We start from the raw sequence: 16,235 nt of genomic DNA on the forward strand, positions 1-16,235 counted from the left end.
CTATGAATCCTGGCCCTTTCCAAGACCAAAATCCCTCAGCTGCGAGAAGTCAGGCGGTCCGCTACGAGTCAGCATGTTTTCGATGAAGGGGCCGGTCGGCCCCGGGATGGCCGGATGGCCCGCGTGGCTCGTGCTCTTGTTGACCTCGACCTGATGGAATTCCAACAAGAGCAGGCTGTAGTCATGTAGCCAGCTGATCGCCATGAAGAGCCATTCGGATTCCGCCGGAGTGATATCCCTCAGGGTATCGATAGGCAGAATGCGTCGCATCTGATCAACGAACTCCTCATCGGTAATCTGTCTGCCGTCTTTCACGATGCGTGCAAACTCAAGTAGGTCGATCTTGTGCTGCGGTGCCATCGTTATGTCCTTTCCCAGCAAAAATTGGGATGCCTACCGCCTCGCGCGATTCAGAGCGCGGTTGCAAGTCTTGGACCGGAGTTCATGCCTTGGGTACAACCTCTCTGCTTTCGGGGCGAACTCGACGTTGACCCAATCGAACAGCAGAAACGCTGTTGAGTATGGCGAAGAACTCCACGGAGATCTCGGCAAGATCAGCCATGGATCGTTCGAAGCCAAGATGGACCGCACCCTAAATTTGTACGAGAGGCGCGGAGAATGTCGTGCTGTACTGCCTTCGGACGAAACCGTGGACACTCTGTACCATTTCAGATTGGCGTTTGCATAGCCTTCGGACTGTTCTTCTACAGATGTAAGCTTCAAACCCCAGCTGTCTGGCTTGGCCTCGATCACGCCGACTGCTTGGCGCGCTTTGACAGCATAGGTCTCCCGCCATCCAGCCCGTGGCGGTGGCCACACGTTTTTCGCTGGTGTCAGAGTCGGCGGTGCCGGGAGAGATGAAAGATTTGATGTCCGGGCTTGGAATTATTCCTTCTCTCTTGATGCCTTTCGATACGGTGCAAGCCTGATCAAAACCTTGGCTCATTGCGGTTTTGGCGAAGCGAAAAAGTGTCTTCGGGCCGAAAAACTTTCATGATCATTCCAATGGGCATTGGCGTTCAGGCAGCTTCTTGGCTTCACGGTTGGGTTTCCATCCGGTAAGCGAGGCCCGGCACCGATCAAGTGCCGGGCCAAGGTTTATCCGAGCACGTCGAGCTCGCGCCGCAGCCGTCGCGTCATCGGCGGTGCCAACGCTCACCCGAATCTGGGCAAAACGCGGCACCCGCCCGCGCGCGGCATCGCCGTCGGGCTGATCCCTCCTCATGTCAACGCGGAAGCGATGGGCCTGCATCTCATTGAGATCGCAAAGGCGGTTGCGCCCTGCTCACACGCGCTCCAGATCGTGGACGGCGCGGGATGGTATGGCGCGACAGCCCTCAACGTGCCCGACAACATCACCCTGCTGAAGCTGCCGCCATACGCCCCCGAACTCAATCCGATGGAAAACGTCTGGGCCTATCTGCGTTCAAACAAACTCGCCATCACTGTGTCCGACAGCTATGAAGATATACTCAACAAATGCGCAGACGCCTGGAATTTCTTCGCGAATGATCCAGACCGCATAACCTCAATCACCCAAAGAGACTGGGTAACGGTCAATTGATAAAACCAATGGTATAATGTCGCTGTTTTAGATTGGTTCGGTTGAGGCGGAGGCTACGAATTGCACGTAGTTACTGATCCGGAGATCGCAGGACAAGAGACCGTGCGAGCCAGTTCAACTCGCCGCGTCGGCTTGCGCCGGTCCGATGAAGGACTGCTTCACAATGGCGTCGGGCAGTATTCGGGCTGATGCCTAATCGTGCGGCTGCGTCCTTTGTCGAAAGGCCATCGAGCAGACAATGCGTGATGTCTTCCTGACGCTTTGTAAGGCCATACTTCGCTGCCAGTCTCGACGCCAGCGTTGCGGCGTCGGGCGGCGAGATAGCAAGATAGGCGGCATCCGGACCTGGCAACGGCAGGTTCAGAAACGCCCCGGTACCGCCTTCGGACCACTCTTCGCCCTCCTGGACACTCACATCCATATCGCTCTCGGCGATCGCACGCTGGAGGCGCTCGAAATTGCGTGCCTGCCGGTCCAGAGCCTCAAAGGTGTTTGCGAAAGCCGGCAGCAGGAGGTTGAGGATGATTTCCGCGTTACCTCCGACCAAGGCGGGCGATTTGCCGCTTCGGTAGCCCATCGCGAATACGGCCTCACCCACCGCCAGGCGCGTCGTCATGCCGACAACATGGTTCATGCCCGCAGGACGGAACGCCTCGCGGTGAAAGGCCGCGCTCTCGATCACAGCGCGACCAGCAAAGGCGCTTTCGTGGTAGACACCGCTGCCCATCTGTCGCCGGGTCAGATTGATGCTATCAAGGTCCGGGTCCGTTGACCGGATGTTGCCGTCGCGGTCCACGCCCGCGAACGTCCGAAAGAAATACTCTTCGATCTGCGGACCCGCATTCCACGTAGCGAGCAAGGGCGTTCCCTCGTTCAGCCATCCCGCCATGGCGGCATCGGCCTCCACCATTCTTGCGGCATCCTCGAGAATACCTTCGACGGTGCCGGGGTTCGTTTCAAGCTCGAGCAGCCGACGCTGAATGTCAGCAAGCCTCTTGGCGAGTCGCAGGTCAATTTCCATGACCTCGGCCTAACATGTTCAGAAAATAGGGCAAACGCCCCATGCGGATGGGTTTTCAAGCTGCCACCGTGCCGTGAAAACGTGGGGAGAGACGTGTGTTTGCAAATCGCTCGATGACAGGACTGATCGGTGTTGCCGCGCTGGCGGGCGCTGCCTGGGCGCAAGACGACGGCGGAACGATGATCGTTATCGACGGATCCGGCAGCATGTGGGGCCAGATCGGAGGCACCGCTAAGATCGAGATCGCGCGAGACGCGGTCGAGCGCATGGTGGCCGATTGGCCGGAGGAAAGGGCGCTTGGCCTGATGGCCTACGGGCACCGGCGCGAGGGAGATTGCGGGGACATCGAGACGCTGCTGGATCCTGGTCCACTGGACCGGGGCGCTGTCAACGCCGCGCTGGAGGACATCACGCCGCGTGGCAAGACACCCGTGGGCGCATCTGTCCGCGCCGCCGCCGATGCGGTCGGGCAGTCCGGGTCCGTCATCGTCGTGACGGACGGGCTCGAGAATTGCGGCGCTGACCTTTGCGCGCTGGGTCGGGATCTCGCCGGATCGGGTGCAAGTTTCACCGCTCATGTCATCGGCTTTGATGTAGACGACGCCGACGGCCAGCTCGCGTGCCTCGCCGAGGAGACGGGCGGGCGCTACATCCCCGCTTCGGACGCGGCATCGCTGACCGGGGCGCTCCGGAAGGTCAGCGCACCCGAGCCCGAACCCGAACCGGCAGGTCCGCTTTTTGCGGACGACTTCGATCGCGCCGAGCTCGGCCCGGACTGGACAGTCGAGAACCCCGATCCGTCCGGCTTTATCATCGACGACGGCGCCCTCGTGACGATGACCGTCGAGCCCGGCTACATGGGCGATGCCGAGGATCAACCCAACGTCTTTCGCTGGTCAGCCGCAGAGTTTCCCGACGGCGACTGGGACCTGAGCGCGGACTTCACCGCGCGCATGGGCGAGGTCCAGTCGCTGGGCGGCCGACGGGCTATCGTGCAGGTGGGGCGGCACGCCGATGTTGATAACACGCTCTCGGCCTATGTCTATCGGCAGGGCAACTCCAACGACGACCTTTGGCTGCGGTTGCGGGCCATGTCCGGGGGGACGGAAACCCGCGCCGAGGTCGAGATCGCCGGCGATCTCCGCGGCTACGACCTGGCCCGGATCCTGCGGGATTTCGAGGAAAAGGGCGCCCGTCTGACCATCTCGAAGCGCGGTCGAGACTATATCGGCCGACTCGAGATGAATGGCTGGAGCATGCAGGAGGGCGGCCCCGAGGTCATCGAGACGGACCCGATCCAGCTCCTGCGCACGCGTGGCGACCCGGCGCTTTTCGCCGGCACTCTTGGGTCGGAACAGACCGTCGCCGAGTTCGACCGCATCGAGATCGTGGAGGTGAAATGATGGGGCGTGAGTTTCTTTGCACGGCCTTTGCATGGGCCAGCGCGGTCCTCGGTGTCGCGACCGCAGGCGCTGCCGCGCAACCCTGTGGCGCGCCAGATGACACGGAAAGAGCACCGCTCTATCCGTTGCCGCAGGGCGCAGAGTGGGGCTATGTCGGGGGAGACGGCGAATGGCGCCTCGCGCCGGAATGGCGTCAGGTCCGCCCCTTCTCGGACGGTGTCGCGGCCGTCGAGACCGATACGGGCTGGGGTCTCATCGACCGGACCGGCGCCTATATCGTCGAGCCCGGCGCGAGAGATGCGGACCGTGTCGTGATTGCGAAGGAGACATTCGCGCTCTCGCCCTTCAAGCCGATGTCCGAAGGGTGCAGTGCCTTCACCCCGGCCGATGGTGCCCCGCGTTATGTCACCCGCGACGGAGACACATGGATCCCGCGCGCCTTTGCGGACCGCAATGTGGTGGATATCGGCGGCTTTTCGGACGGGCTGGCCTGGGCCCGCATTGCAGGGGAAGGCGTGGGCTGGATCAACACGGACGGGACGATGGCGATCGCGCCGGAGTTTGTCGAGGGCGGCGACTTTGTCGGCGGCCGCGCCCCGGCGGCCGTGAATACCGAGAACCGGGGGTATATCGACCGGTCCGGCGATTTGGTTTTCCCGCGCAAGTTTATCCTGCAGGAGGCGGGTCGCTATGCGAACGGTCGCGCGCCCGTGCGCCTGAACCGCGAGGTCGGCTACATGGGCACCTCCGACTGGGTCATTCGAGAGATATCCGGGCTCGATGGTAGCACGCGCGAGATCGATGCGGCGGCGCCCTTTGCGGACGGGCGGGCGGCCGTGCGGCCCGGCCCGGTCTGGATAGATTCGGGGGGGGCGGTTGCCGTTGATCCGCAGGCCGGAGCACGTCTGACGATCTGCAACGAAGCGCGGTTGCCGGCCTACCAAGACGGGCTGCTGCCGCTGGTCGTCGGCAACGGGACCAATATCTGCGGCAATCCCCCGGATATCCGCTACGCGGGTCCAGGCGATCTACGCTCCGGGCCGGACCGCATGCTCTGGCACCTGCCGTGGTCGCGCGACAAGCTGGTCTGGCTTGACAGGGACGGCGCCGAGGTCATCGACTCGACCGCCTGCCGCCGCGCGCCGGGCGTCGCTGCCCTGCCGGTTGAAACCGACAACGGCGATCTCACCGCGGGCGCCTATCGCATGGCGCTGTCCGGAACGGTCGAAGGCGATGTCGCGCCGCGCCGTGCAGACGCGCCCTGCAACCGGTCGGACTTCACGATGGACGGCAACCAGGCTACGAACGCCGAAGGCCCTTGGAGCCTGTCGCTTGCGGGAATGGCTGCATGGAATGGCGAGACCGTGGACCTGACGCTCAGTATGGGCCTCCCAAAGGGCATCGGGGTGGGCCGGCACGAGATCGGCCCCACGAGCTCGGACGACCTGCCGTCGGCCTATCTCTGGATGAGCGTCCGTGACGAGGGCCCGAACGCCCCGAGCCCAGCCACCTATACCTCTCAAAAAGGTGGTAGCCTAACGCTTGAGCGCCGCGACCAGGCCGCGATCTCCGGCGCTGTCGAGATCACCTTCGTGTCCCGCGACGACCCCGGCGACGAGATCACGCTGTCGGCCCGGTTCAACCAAATCCCCTACGACGTCGGGGCCGAAGTCATTCTGGTCGAGACGACCGGGGCGGTGACCGCGCTCGACAAGTCGATGCCGGACGACCCGCTTATCAACTTCTTCACCCCGGCAAGGGCCGTCGAGCGCAATGACAGGTTGGTGCTGTCGCTCGGCAAGTTCGGTCCCAAGCTCGAACTGGACTTTCCGACCGGATATGTCGGCCCATTCAACGCCGGGCCGAACGCACCTGTGTCCATCACCTTCGCCGACGTCGAGGTCGCCGCCGACGGCCGCCTCGAGCGATCGGATGGCCGTCTGGCCGGTGAGGTCACCGCAAGGCTGGGCGCGCATGACCAGGTCGACGGCGCGGGCAGCGTCACCGTGCGCTTTGCGGAAATACCGGTGGAGACTGCCAAATGATCCGCTTGGCGCTGCTCGCTCTGGCCCTGCCGGCCGCGGCCCATGCACAGGACATGGACAGTGTCTACACGAGCTACGATTGGGAAAACGACTGCAGGACACTGGAAACGGATCGGCCAGCCGACGAGGCAGGCATGGGCTTTCGACTGATCTGTCCGGGACCGAACGGGCTGCACTTGATGCTGACAGATGGCGATGCGCGCATCTCGATGGACTACGGCAGCACGCCTGCTTTCGGTCCCTGGGAGAGCTTCTCGCCGTTCAATACCGTTCACGACACCGTCGAATGGCGGCGGCAACCGATGCAGGGCGAGATGCGGCCCTTCGCCACCATTCACCGCTGGAGCGTCGGACCAAGCCACGATTACCGCGAGATGCTCGTTGTCAGCACCGTGGCTCATGCCTCCGGCACGGAAAGCTGCATGGTGGGCTTCATCGACATTACCGACACGCCTGACGCCAACGCGCTGGCCCGTGCCGTGGCCGACCGATACGCGCCCGGTTTCGTCTGCGGCAACGCCCGCGCGCGTGGCTTTGGCTATGTCGGCCTCGACACGCCAGTGCCGCGCCGAGCCACCCCTCATCCGGTCAAACAGACAGGAGACGAACCATGATCCGGTCTATTCCCGCTGCAATCCTCGCCACCCTCATCACCGCTGCGACCGGCCATGCCGAGGGCCGGGTCAGCTATACCGCGGATGCCGGGGACGCCGGCCAGATGAAAATGACCGAACGCTGGACGGGCAGCGCCCTGCGCACCGATATCGAGGGTATGGATGCCTACATGCTCATGCGCAATGGCACGATTTACTCCATCATCTCGATGGCCGGGCAGATCACCGTCATGGACCTTGGCAAGTTCAAGGACATGTCAGGAGCGGGTGCAGCTCAGGCACCGTCGCATGATCAGACCGGTGTCGTCTTTCCCGAAAAGATCAGGGAGATGCGTCGATTGGGCGAGAGCCGCGAGATCGCCGGGATCGAGGGCGAGGTCCATGAAATCGAGTGGGTCGACAATAGCGGACAGGTGCAGACCGATACCGCGGTGCTGACCGACAACTCCCGGCTGCTGGAGCATCAATCCCAGAAGATGAGCCTGATCGAGAGCGCCAGTGGCGAGGCGCCCAATACGCTCTTGGTCGAACTCGATAAACGCGGCCTCGCGGCGTTGTCTTTCGGGGATCGTTTCCTTGTCACCGCAGTCGGTGACGATCCCGGCCCGGCCGGTGATTTCGAACTGCCTGCCGAGCCGGTGGACTTCGGCGGCGTCATGAATATGAGCAACCAGTGAGGCGGCGAATCCCGCTCCTTTCCGGGTCGGGTCGCACCGGGGCGGCGTTGGCGGCCCTGTGCCTGTTTGCCCTGCCGCTGCGGGCGCAGCACGGGTGCGGTCCCAACGATCCGCCTCCCGTTCCGCTGTGCTCGGTCGGCGGCATGCTGGAGGCGATAAACCCGCCACAGACCGGTGACCTTCTGGGCAACCTGAACCCGCGCGCGTTCGCCGGCGGGGCGAATGCCGAGCTGATGCCCGGTCAGGCCAGCATGTCAATCTCGGGCGGTGTCAGCGCGGGCGGCGCGGCCTGTGCACGCCATCTGGCGGCGAAACGCATTGGCGGCACCGAGGGCGTCCCGGGGCTAGATCAGGGAACAGTCGGTTTCATTGAGGAGATGTCGGGCGAAAGCCTCGACATCGACACGGCCAGTGGCGGTACCCGGCGCGCGGTGTTCGAGATATTCAGTCCCAACATCTTCTCGTTTCAGGGCGGCAGTCTCGGCAGGCCCCTGGGCTACCGCCATGGTGGTGTGGGCGGCTGGCCGCTTAACAGCGGTGCGCATCTGGTCATCGCACTGACCAACGCCGGACCCGGCGATCTGCGCGCCGGACAAAGCTATCGGGCCCGTGCGGTCGGCAGTGACGGGGAGGGCGGGCCGGCAGGTATCTTCAAATCCTGGACTGGCCAGATCCGGCCCCGGCCGTACCTGCCACCCAGGACGGAAAAGCAGCGCCGCGAGCAGGAATTCGAAAAGCGCATGTGCCGTGCCGTGCGACAGGGCGCGCTCGAGGCGATGGACTTTGCGTCCGTGCCGTTGGACGCGACGGTCGGGCGGCAGGTCAGGGACATGGACTGCGACATCGACGGGGTGGGGCAGGCGGGCACGCGAACGCGGGTTCCGAGCGGCAATCTCTCGGGCACGGTGTATATCGAACGGATCACCGAAACCGAGGTATACGGTCGGTTTGACCTGTCCGGGACCGCGCGGGTGGAGCAGGAGCGCCGCAGCTGGAGTTCGAGGGGCCCGGGTCGCGTCGATGTCGACCGCGAGGCGGGCGAAAAGCCGTTACAGGTCACCGGCCGCTTTGCCGCGCCGAATATGCGCAATATGGGCTATGCGATGTCGCTTCTGGAAATCGCGCAGGCACCCTCGAGCGGCACTGCGCCGGTCGGCGAGCTGCAGCTCGTGTCGCACCGCCCGATCCGGGGCGAGACGAACCTTCCCTGGGACGATCCCGGCATCAGCCTGACCTTTGACCGTCCGCTCGATCCGGCCTCTGTCACCCCCGGCACCGTGCAGCTGGAAACCGGTCTTGCCAATGGCCAGGGCGGCGCTGACATGGCCCAAATCCACGTGCGTCCGCGCCTTGCGGGCGCCGATACCGTGGTCGTCACCCCTCAAGAGCCGCTCCGAGACGGGGTGCGGTACCGACTGACGGTGCGCGCGGGACCGCAAGGCATCCGCGGCGCGGAAGGCGAACGGATCGCCGTCGATCAGGTCTGGTCTTTCGACACCATGGTCGATCTCGATGATACCGAACGCATGAAAGAGGGGCTTGCAGAGCATCTCGTGCAGTCGGAAGGCATCGAGAGCGACACAATCCAGGTCGTGACCAATACGCCGCTGGTGGGCGGCAAACCCACGGTCATCCGGGCCTATCCGAAATGGCGGGTCGATCCACAGGTTGCAACGGGCTGGCAGGTCGTGTCCTTTCCCGCGCATGTGCGAGTCCGCCCTGGCTCCTCCATCGGTGCTCCGCTGCTGGTCGACGAGAAACGTGATGTTACGCTACGGCGCCCGGACGTTTTTTCTCCGCAAGAGCGGCGCATGGCGGAGAACAGCATCAATTTCTTCGGCTGGACACCCGACTTCGAAGAGGTGAGCTTGGTGCGCACTGAGGTCGAACCGGTCAGGGATTGCGACGGCGCGACGCGCATCTTCTCGGGCTACGAGACCATCCGCTGGGACCCGCTCGAACGCGATCTGAACATTGGTTACGTTTTTGCCCGTGTCGGCCCGTGGTATGATTATGTGCCGCAGGACGCACTCAATGAGGCGGTACTTACCGCCGAACGCTCCGAAGAGTACATCGAACAGCTGTTCCCGGTGCAGTCGGTGGAGTTCTCCGAAGCGCCGGCGCCGCCGGCTGACCCCGACCTCAATGAAAAGCTCGTTTCAGCAATAGAGAAAATCTACCAGTTCGAGATGCTGGCCGAAACCTTCTCGAACGACACCATGGAGACGCTTCGGGCATTCAACGACTTTCTGGCGAGGCCGCCTGCCGTGACAGAGAAGATCCGGAAACGTCATGCCGTGCGCTCGGAGCTCATCAATGCCGTGCAGACCCATCTGATCGCGAACAATAGTTACGACCGCTTCGACTTGGTGGTGATCTTAATGCCATTTGAATGGATCAAGCTCGTGGGTGTTGCGAATATCCCGATTGTTGATGAGGCCGACAATCCCACGAAGGCTGCCGCGCAGCCCTTCATTGGCATGAGCCTGACACAGGCGCTGACAGGCGTTGAACGAATCGCGAATAATGGTGCTATTGCGCATGAGGTGGGGCATGCCTTTGGCCTTGACCACATGCCCGTGGTCCCGCCGCAAAGTACGACGACCGCAGTGTCGGACATGCATGAAGGTACGCGCTGGAAAGGGATCGAAGGGATGCGAATTGCTTCGGATGGTCAGTCCGGGCAAAACAAGTCCTACGAAGACGGGAACGCTGAAACCGAACAGGAACTGCTGCCGTTGATGTTTCCAAGGGCGCAGCCAAAGGAAAATCAATTCATTTCGAAGGACCACTATCTTCTTTTGTTGAAAAATCTGAAGAAAGACTTCGTTGCACTTTCGCCTTAGCGGCGTTGCGTGAGGTCGGGGCGCGGCCTCGGCACATGCCTTTTCCTATTGCATGCAATCCGGCGCGGGCCTCTGCACAGTTATGAAAGCCCCCCAAGCTGTCCGCGGCCCGCCGGAAGAGCTGGGTGCCGAGCTGCGCCTCGCGCGCCTCGATCTGGCGACGCAGGGTCGCGAGGGTGCCGCCCAATTGCTCGGCCGCCGCCCGAAGCGAGCCGTTCCGCGCAACAGCCAGAAAAGCGGGAAGGGATTTCCAATCCATAAAACGGGCGGATGTCACCGATAGATCTCAAACAGCAGCAAAAGCTGAAACTGCAAAGCGTCTGGGAAACTAGGGTCTATTCAGACGCCGACTTTTTCAACACGATCGGCCCTTCCAAAATGTGAGGTCATTTTGGCCATCTATAGCATTATCTCGCATTGTTGTGCCTGGAACGTTCGGTCTGGCAACCGAGGGCGAACCTGAGGCAGGCCGGGGCTCTTCTGTCAGGTAGCGCATATTAGTTTCTCATGGGGATGCCGTCTTCCCACCGGAATCCGACGCCGCCGCCTTGCCAGACGCCCTCACCAATTGGATTGGGGCCGTCGATATTCACATGGAGGGGCAAGTCGAAAGCGGGTGCGAGGTTCTGCACGCCCTTCACCGTGCTGCGATGCATGATCCGCAAGCCCTGTTTTTCCACGGGCATGTGCGCTTCTGGTGCCGCGCGATGGGCGACAGCCAGATTGTCGATAAAGACGCAATCGTTCTCGCTGTACTCGTAGGCCACCGCGTAGCCATTTGTCAGCCCGGCGTTCAGGATGTCGTTGTAGTCATGACAGAGCTGCTTCAGGTCGTCCGCGTGAAGAAGGCTGAAGCCATCCCGGTCGGGCAGCTTTTCGATCACCGCGCCGGTCATGCCCAGATGCAGCCAGATGCACGTTTGACCGGAAACGGGGTGCGCATGCACCAATGGATGCACGGCACCCGAGGCGGAGTTCACGGATGACAAGCGCGTCCAGCGCTCGCGGCGATCCTCGGGGAGCGCCTCAAATGCAAGACCCTGGTGCGCGAAATACGTGCCTCCGCCATTCTCGGCGGGTCGAATGATGTGATAGCCCGAATGAGAAAACGTGGCGGGGAGAAAGCTGCCGTCATTGTGCCATTGTGGCCCGACATCGGGAATGCCATGCCGCTCATCGTTCGAAAGCCGGAAAATATGGCGATTTCCGCCGGGCGTTGCCGGGTGAACGCCATGCGTACTTTGCAATTCCTTGCCGCCCCAAAGGCAGCTGGTACGCAAGAAATCCTCGGGCGTCAGCTGCGTCTCGTTCTTGAAAACGAGAAACCCGCGATGCGCCATTTCACGTTCCAGCACGGCGACAACCTCGGGAGGTGGTGCGTCTCTGGAGGACAGGTCTATCCCCGAGACTTGCGCCCCAATCGGATCGAGAGCAGTGATTTCGCCGCCAAATCGTTCAATGATGGCAGCATGCGCCGGGTCAATCGGTGGGAGCTTCGTTGCGTTTGCCTTCACCAGTAGCCTCCGTTTTTTTCGCTGAATCCAATACGAGGTTCGTCATTGTGAAAGTGGCCAGGCCACTTCGGGTCACGCGTTGTGGCGGGCACTCGGCCGAAAAGCGGGCTGACATTACCGATGACCATGCCCAAAGCTCTTTGCCATGAACACCCACTTTACTCGCCACAAATCCTTACATGTTGCGTGAGGGGCGGCTTTCAAGCGCCCCGCGACGGCATCCCGCAGTCCGCCCAAAGCTTGGTCGGGCCGGCGCGGGCGTTTACCTACAGTTTCAGTTCGGGGATGCCTGTTGCCGGGACATCCGCGCTTTTCGCGTCAAACCCGCTGGTCAGCGGCAAAGGCCGCACTGAAGCGAAGTCAAGCAGGATGAGGGCGCTCAGGCCCCTGATTTGCCGGGCTTGAACGGGGCCATGCCCGCGCGCGCCAACTCGTCCGCGCGCTCGTTCTCGGGGTGGCCCGCATGGCCCTTGACCCATTCCCAGGTCACGGTGTGGCGCTTTTGCGCCTCATCCAGACGCTGCCACAGTTCGACATTCTTGACCGGCTTTTTCGCGGCGGTTTTCCAGCCGTTGCGCTTCCAGCCATGCATCCAGCCGGTGATCCCGTTCTTCACATAGGCGCTGTCGGTGACGATTGTGATCGCCGAGGGTTTCGAGAGCGCCTCGAGCGCGTGGATTGCCGCCAGAAGCTCCATCCGGTTGTTGGTGGTGTCGGCCTCGCCGCCCGAAAGCTCGCGTTCCTTGACGATGGCGTCGCCTGCCATGGCGCGCATTAGCACGCCCCAGCCGCCGGGGCCCGGATTGCCGGAGCAGGCGCCGTCGGTATAGGCAAAGAGATCAGCCATCCGTCAGCCCAACGTAGCCCGGCAGCGCCACCATGCGGGCGCACCATGCGGTGAGGCGCGGAAATCGGCCCATCTCGAACCCGCCGCGCGTACCCGCCGTGTGGGTATAGGCGTAGAGCGCGACATCGGCGAGCGTGGGCGAGGGGCCGCATAACCAGTCCTGCCCGTCAAGAGCCTCCTCCATCAGCCCAAGCAGCGCGTGGCCCTCGTCGAGCAGCGCCGCCATGCGCTCGGGCGTGGCCTCATGCGCGAGATGGGGATAGGTCGCGAGCGAGGCACGCACGGCGACGACCGGCTCGTGGCGGTTCTGCTCGAAGAACATCCAGGCGAGCATCTGCGCCTGTTCCAGCGCGTCCTCGGGCACCCATCCGGTGCCCGCGCCGAGATACCACAGGATCGCGTTCGATTCCGTCAGGATCGTGCCGTCGCCGAGGTGCAGCGCGGGCAGCTTGCCCAAGGGCAGGTGGCCCGCCGCCTTGGCCCCGGCCAGGTCGGGGGTGTTGGTCTCGATCGGCACATGGGTATAGGCCCGCCCTTCGAGCGCCAAGAGCAGCCGCACCTTGTAGCTGTTGCCCGAGGAGGGCATGGAATAAAGCGTCAGATCGGTCATGTTTGGCCCTCAGAGAAAGACGCCGACCGCGAGGCAGGCGATCACCACGGCGCTGAGCCCGAGCCGTAGCGGCATCCACCATGCGGGCGCAAGACCCCAGCGGGCGAATTGCAGATCCAGCAGCAAAAGACCGGCAAAGCCGAAGATCAGGTTCATCCCCGCCGAGACCGGCCCGCCGCCGGTCATGAAGAAGGCCCAGAGCGCCGGGATCACCGAGAGGGCGTAGCCGGTGGTGGCCATAGTGCCGGTGGCTTGTGCGGCAAAGCCCCAGAGCACACCGGACATGAACGACAGGATGATCGCACCATAAAAGAGCATCACGTAAGGCCCGGCAAACCGTGGGCCTATGGTCTGCATGGTCCAATCCGCGAGATCGGGGAAAAGCACCGTCAGTGCGCCCCATACAAATGGGACGAGACCGGCAAGGCCGAGGATCAGCGGGGCACGCGGGATGGTCTGAAACATGGGCGGCAACTTGGCGCTGCGTTGCCGGTTTGGCAAGGCCGCGTCGGACGCTTGGGACGACTTTGTTTTGCGTGCGCAGGGCAGGGGGCTGGCCAGTTGCGGGGAACATGATAGATAGCGGGCCATGGATCGTCACGCTGCCACCCCGGATTTCATCGACGCATTGCGCGCTCGCCTCCCCGCAGCCGTATTTCGCGAGACTGCGCCGGCCTATCTCGAAGAACCGCGCGGCCGTTGGCATGGTCAGGGTGTCGTGCTTGCGCCCGCATCTGTCGAGGAGGTGGCGGAGATAATCCGAACCTGTGCCGCGGCCCGCGTGCCGGTGGTGCCCTATGGGGGTGGTACTGGTCTGGTGGGGGGGCAGATCGCGCCCGATGGTCCGGTTCCCGTCATCCTCAGCCTTGAACGGATGCGCGCGGTGCGGGGAATCTGGCCGCAGGAAAACGTGATGGTGGTCGAGGCGGGTGCCATCCTGCAGGATATTCAGGACGCGGCTCACAATGTGGACCGGCTGTTCCCACTGACCATCGCGTCGAAAGGGTCCGCGCGGTTGGGCGGCCTGCTTGGCACCAATGCGGGCGGGGTCAATGTGCTGCGCTACGGCAATGCGCGCGATTTGTGTCTGGGGTTGGAGGCAGTGCTACCCGACGGGCGCATCTGGCACGGATTGAAACGGCTGCGCAAGGATAACACCGGCTATGATCTGCGCAATCTGATGATCGGATCCGAGGGCTCATTGGGCGTCATCACCGCTGCCGCGCTCAAGCTCTTTCCGTGTCCGGCGGGCGAGGGCACGGCGCTGATGGTGGTCGAGGGGCCGCGCGCCGCGCTCGACCTTCTGGCGATGGCGCGGGAGCACATGGGCGAGGGCATCAGCGCGTTCGAGATCATGCACCGGCAGGGCCTCGATTTCCTAGCCGAGACCTTGCCGGATATCCGCCAGCCATTTTCTGAAGCGCCCGAATGGTTTGTCCTGATCGATGTGGGGCTTGCGCGCGGCATAGACCCGGCGGAGGCTCTTGAGGCGCTCTTTGCATCCGCCTTCGAGGCCGGGCTTGTGAGCGACGGCATGATCGCGCAATCGCAGGCGCAGCGGCATGATTTCTGGGAGGTCCGCGAGCAGATCCCAGAGGCAAACCGCCGGATCGGTTCGATTAGCTCGCACGATATTTCTCTGCCGATGTCGGTCATTCCCGAGTTCATCGAAAAAGGCAGGGGTGTGATTGCGGAGATCGGTGATTTCCGGATCAACTGTTTCGGCCACATGGGTGACGGAAACCTGCATTACAATGTCTTTCCGATGCCGGGCAAATCCCGTGCGGATCATATGGCCGAGCGGGATGCGATCAAACGGGCAGTGCACGACTTGGTGCACGACATGGACGGGTCTGTCAGTGCCGAGCACGGGATCGGTCGACTCAAGGTCGAGGATCTTGAACGCTATGGCGATCCGGTCGAGCTTGAGGTCATGCGCAGTCTTAAAACTGCGCTCGATCCTTTGGGTATCATGAACCCCGGGGCGGTGCTGCGGGCATCACCCAACGGGTCTGGTTGACGTTGGCCTGGAGCGGACCTATGAGCCAACCGCGCGAACAGCACCGAAGGTGCCGCGCGATCGCCATGCCAGAGGCATGCCTCCGGCATGACGCCGTCCCGCGGCCTGGCGATTTGATGTGGCGTGCAACGTGTTGAGGTTACAATGACTTGGCGGGCATAAAGCGCCCGCAAAGGCCGTTGCATCGCCAGTCCCCTGCCCTGCGACCGCGCGGCACCTTCTGGCGGGATGCAACGTCCGCTCCGGGCCAAACCTGCCTTCAGCCGCCCCACGTCGGATGAAATCGCCCCGCAGGCGAGAGCGTGAAGATGTCCGCGCCCTCGGCGGTCACCCCGACTGAGTGCTCGAACTGCGCCGAGAGCGACTTGTCGCGCGTGACAGCTGTCCAGTCATCGGCGAGCACCTTGGTCTCGGGACGGCCCAGATTGACCATCGGCTCTATGGTGAAGAACATGCCTTCTTCGAGCACGGCCCCCGCGCCTTCGCGCCCGTAATGCAGCACGTTGGGGGGCGCGTGAAACACCCGGCCGAGCCCGTGCCCGCAGAAATCGCGCACCACGGACATGCGGTTGGCCTCCACATAGGCCTGTATCGCATGGCCAATGTCACCAAAGGTGTTGCCGGGGCGTACCGCCTCGATCCCTTTCATCAGGGCATCATGCGTCACCTGGACGAGACGCTCGGCCTTGCGGCTCAGTTTTCCTGCCACATACATCCGGCTGGTGTCGCCAAACCAGCCATCCACGATCACGGTCACGTCCACGTTCAGGATGTCGCCATCCTTGAGCACCTTGTCGCCGGGAATGCCGTGGCAGACCACGTGATTGACGCTGATGCAGCTGGCGTGCTGATAGCCCTTGTAGCCGATGGTCGCCGATTTGGCCCCCGCGGCATTTACCTTGTCCTCGATCAACGTGTCGATGGCGCCGGTGGTCTGGCCGACGAACACATGATCGGCGATCTCGTCTAGGATCGTCGCGGCAAGCCGTCCTGCGGCATACATGCCCGCAAAATCCGCAGCCTCATGGATGCGGATGCCCTCGCGTGTCATGCGTCCACGGTGTTTCTGGGTCA

At 63.0% G+C, this 16,235-nt stretch carries 15 protein-coding genes; 7 read left to right on the forward strand and 8 right to left on the reverse strand.

Features of this window, described 5'->3' with window-relative positions; all coding sequences use genetic code 11:
- Positions 1 to 360, reverse strand: a complete 360-nt coding sequence (locus tag Q0X85_RS18665; protein ID WP_297774545.1) for a hypothetical protein — start codon at positions 358 to 360, stop codon at positions 1 to 3.
- A 652-nt stretch (positions 361 to 1,012) separates the two neighbouring features.
- Here Q0X85_RS18665 and Q0X85_RS18670 point away from each other — a divergent pair.
- Complete coding sequence (locus tag Q0X85_RS18670) at positions 1,013 to 1,564, forward strand: transposase (protein WP_297774546.1); 552 nt, start codon at positions 1,013 to 1,015, stop codon at positions 1,562 to 1,564.
- A gap of 70 nt (positions 1,565 to 1,634) precedes the next feature.
- On the opposite strand, the gene Q0X85_RS18675 is transcribed toward Q0X85_RS18670, so the two are convergent.
- On the reverse strand, positions 1,635 to 2,585 hold the full coding sequence (locus Q0X85_RS18675) for a helix-turn-helix transcriptional regulator (RefSeq protein ID WP_297774548.1): 951 nt from the start codon (positions 2,583 to 2,585) through the stop codon (positions 1,635 to 1,637).
- Positions 2,586 to 2,698: 113 nt separating this feature from the next.
- On the opposite strand from Q0X85_RS18675, the gene Q0X85_RS18680 reads away from it, so the two are divergent.
- Genes Q0X85_RS18680 through Q0X85_RS18700 form a run of 5 tightly spaced genes read left to right on the forward strand, consistent with a single transcriptional unit; the run spans position 2,699 to position 10,170 of the window.
- Positions 2,699 to 3,988 (forward strand): VWA domain-containing protein, encoded by a 1,290-nt coding sequence (locus Q0X85_RS18680; protein ID WP_297774549.1) that lies wholly within the window; start codon positions 2,699 to 2,701, stop codon positions 3,986 to 3,988.
- Positions 3,988 to 6,033, forward strand: a complete 2,046-nt coding sequence (locus Q0X85_RS18685) for a WG repeat-containing protein (protein ID WP_297774550.1) — start codon at positions 3,988 to 3,990, stop codon at positions 6,031 to 6,033. The genes Q0X85_RS18680 and Q0X85_RS18685 overlap by 1 nt, the downstream gene beginning before the upstream one ends.
- Complete coding sequence (locus Q0X85_RS18690; RefSeq protein WP_297774552.1) at positions 6,030 to 6,647, forward strand: hypothetical protein; 618 nt, start codon at positions 6,030 to 6,032, stop codon at positions 6,645 to 6,647. Before Q0X85_RS18685 ends, Q0X85_RS18690 begins: the two co-directional genes overlap by 4 nt.
- Positions 6,644 to 7,324 (forward strand): hypothetical protein, encoded by a 681-nt coding sequence (locus Q0X85_RS18695; protein WP_297774553.1) that lies wholly within the window; start codon positions 6,644 to 6,646, stop codon positions 7,322 to 7,324. The genes Q0X85_RS18690 and Q0X85_RS18695 overlap by 4 nt, the downstream gene beginning before the upstream one ends.
- Positions 7,325 to 7,371: 47 nt before the next feature.
- Complete coding sequence (locus Q0X85_RS18700; RefSeq protein WP_297774555.1) at positions 7,372 to 10,170, forward strand: Ig-like domain-containing protein; 2,799 nt, start codon at positions 7,372 to 7,374, stop codon at positions 10,168 to 10,170.
- Here Q0X85_RS18700 and Q0X85_RS18705 read toward each other — a convergent pair.
- The 5 genes from Q0X85_RS18705 to Q0X85_RS18725 all read right to left on the reverse strand — a co-directional run bounded on the left by Q0X85_RS18705 (position 10,100) and on the right by Q0X85_RS18725 (position 13,606).
- On the reverse strand, positions 10,100 to 10,429 hold the full coding sequence (locus tag Q0X85_RS18705; protein WP_297774659.1) for a LysR family transcriptional regulator: 330 nt from the start codon (positions 10,427 to 10,429) through the stop codon (positions 10,100 to 10,102). The two genes, Q0X85_RS18700 and Q0X85_RS18705, sit on opposite strands and share 71 nt — an antisense overlap.
- 238 nt (positions 10,430 to 10,667) lie before the next feature.
- The gene (locus Q0X85_RS18710) at positions 10,668 to 11,684 is read right to left on the reverse strand and encodes a TauD/TfdA family dioxygenase (protein ID WP_297774557.1); all 1,017 of its coding nucleotides are present in this window, start codon (positions 11,682 to 11,684) and stop codon (positions 10,668 to 10,670) included.
- 379 nt (positions 11,685 to 12,063) lie between these two features.
- On the reverse strand, positions 12,064 to 12,531 hold the full coding sequence (gene rnhA, locus Q0X85_RS18715) for a ribonuclease HI (RefSeq protein WP_297774559.1): 468 nt from the start codon (positions 12,529 to 12,531) through the stop codon (positions 12,064 to 12,066).
- Entirely contained in the window at positions 12,524 to 13,141 is a 618-nt protein-coding gene (locus Q0X85_RS18720; RefSeq protein WP_297774561.1) for a glutathione S-transferase family protein, read from the reverse strand. Before Q0X85_RS18720 ends, rnhA begins: the two co-directional genes overlap by 8 nt.
- 9 nt (positions 13,142 to 13,150) lie before the next feature.
- Complete coding sequence (locus tag Q0X85_RS18725; protein ID WP_297774562.1) at positions 13,151 to 13,606, reverse strand: DUF3429 domain-containing protein; 456 nt, start codon at positions 13,604 to 13,606, stop codon at positions 13,151 to 13,153.
- A 124-nt stretch (positions 13,607 to 13,730) separates the two neighbouring features.
- Between Q0X85_RS18725 and Q0X85_RS18730 the strand changes: the two genes are divergently transcribed.
- Complete coding sequence (locus Q0X85_RS18730) at positions 13,731 to 15,161, forward strand: FAD-binding oxidoreductase (RefSeq protein WP_297774564.1); 1,431 nt, start codon at positions 13,731 to 13,733, stop codon at positions 15,159 to 15,161.
- Between the two features lie 259 nt (positions 15,162 to 15,420).
- Here the strand turns inward: Q0X85_RS18730 and map are convergent, their stop codons facing one another.
- Positions 15,421 to 16,212, reverse strand: a complete 792-nt coding sequence (gene map / locus Q0X85_RS18735) for a type I methionyl aminopeptidase (RefSeq protein WP_297774660.1) — start codon at positions 16,210 to 16,212, stop codon at positions 15,421 to 15,423.
- Positions 16,213 to 16,235 lie beyond the last annotated feature (23 nt).

Origin of the sequence: uncultured Roseovarius sp., from assembly GCF_947259555.1 — a bacterium.
In the GTDB taxonomy this organism is placed as follows: domain Bacteria; phylum Pseudomonadota; class Alphaproteobacteria; order Rhodobacterales; family Rhodobacteraceae; genus Roseovarius.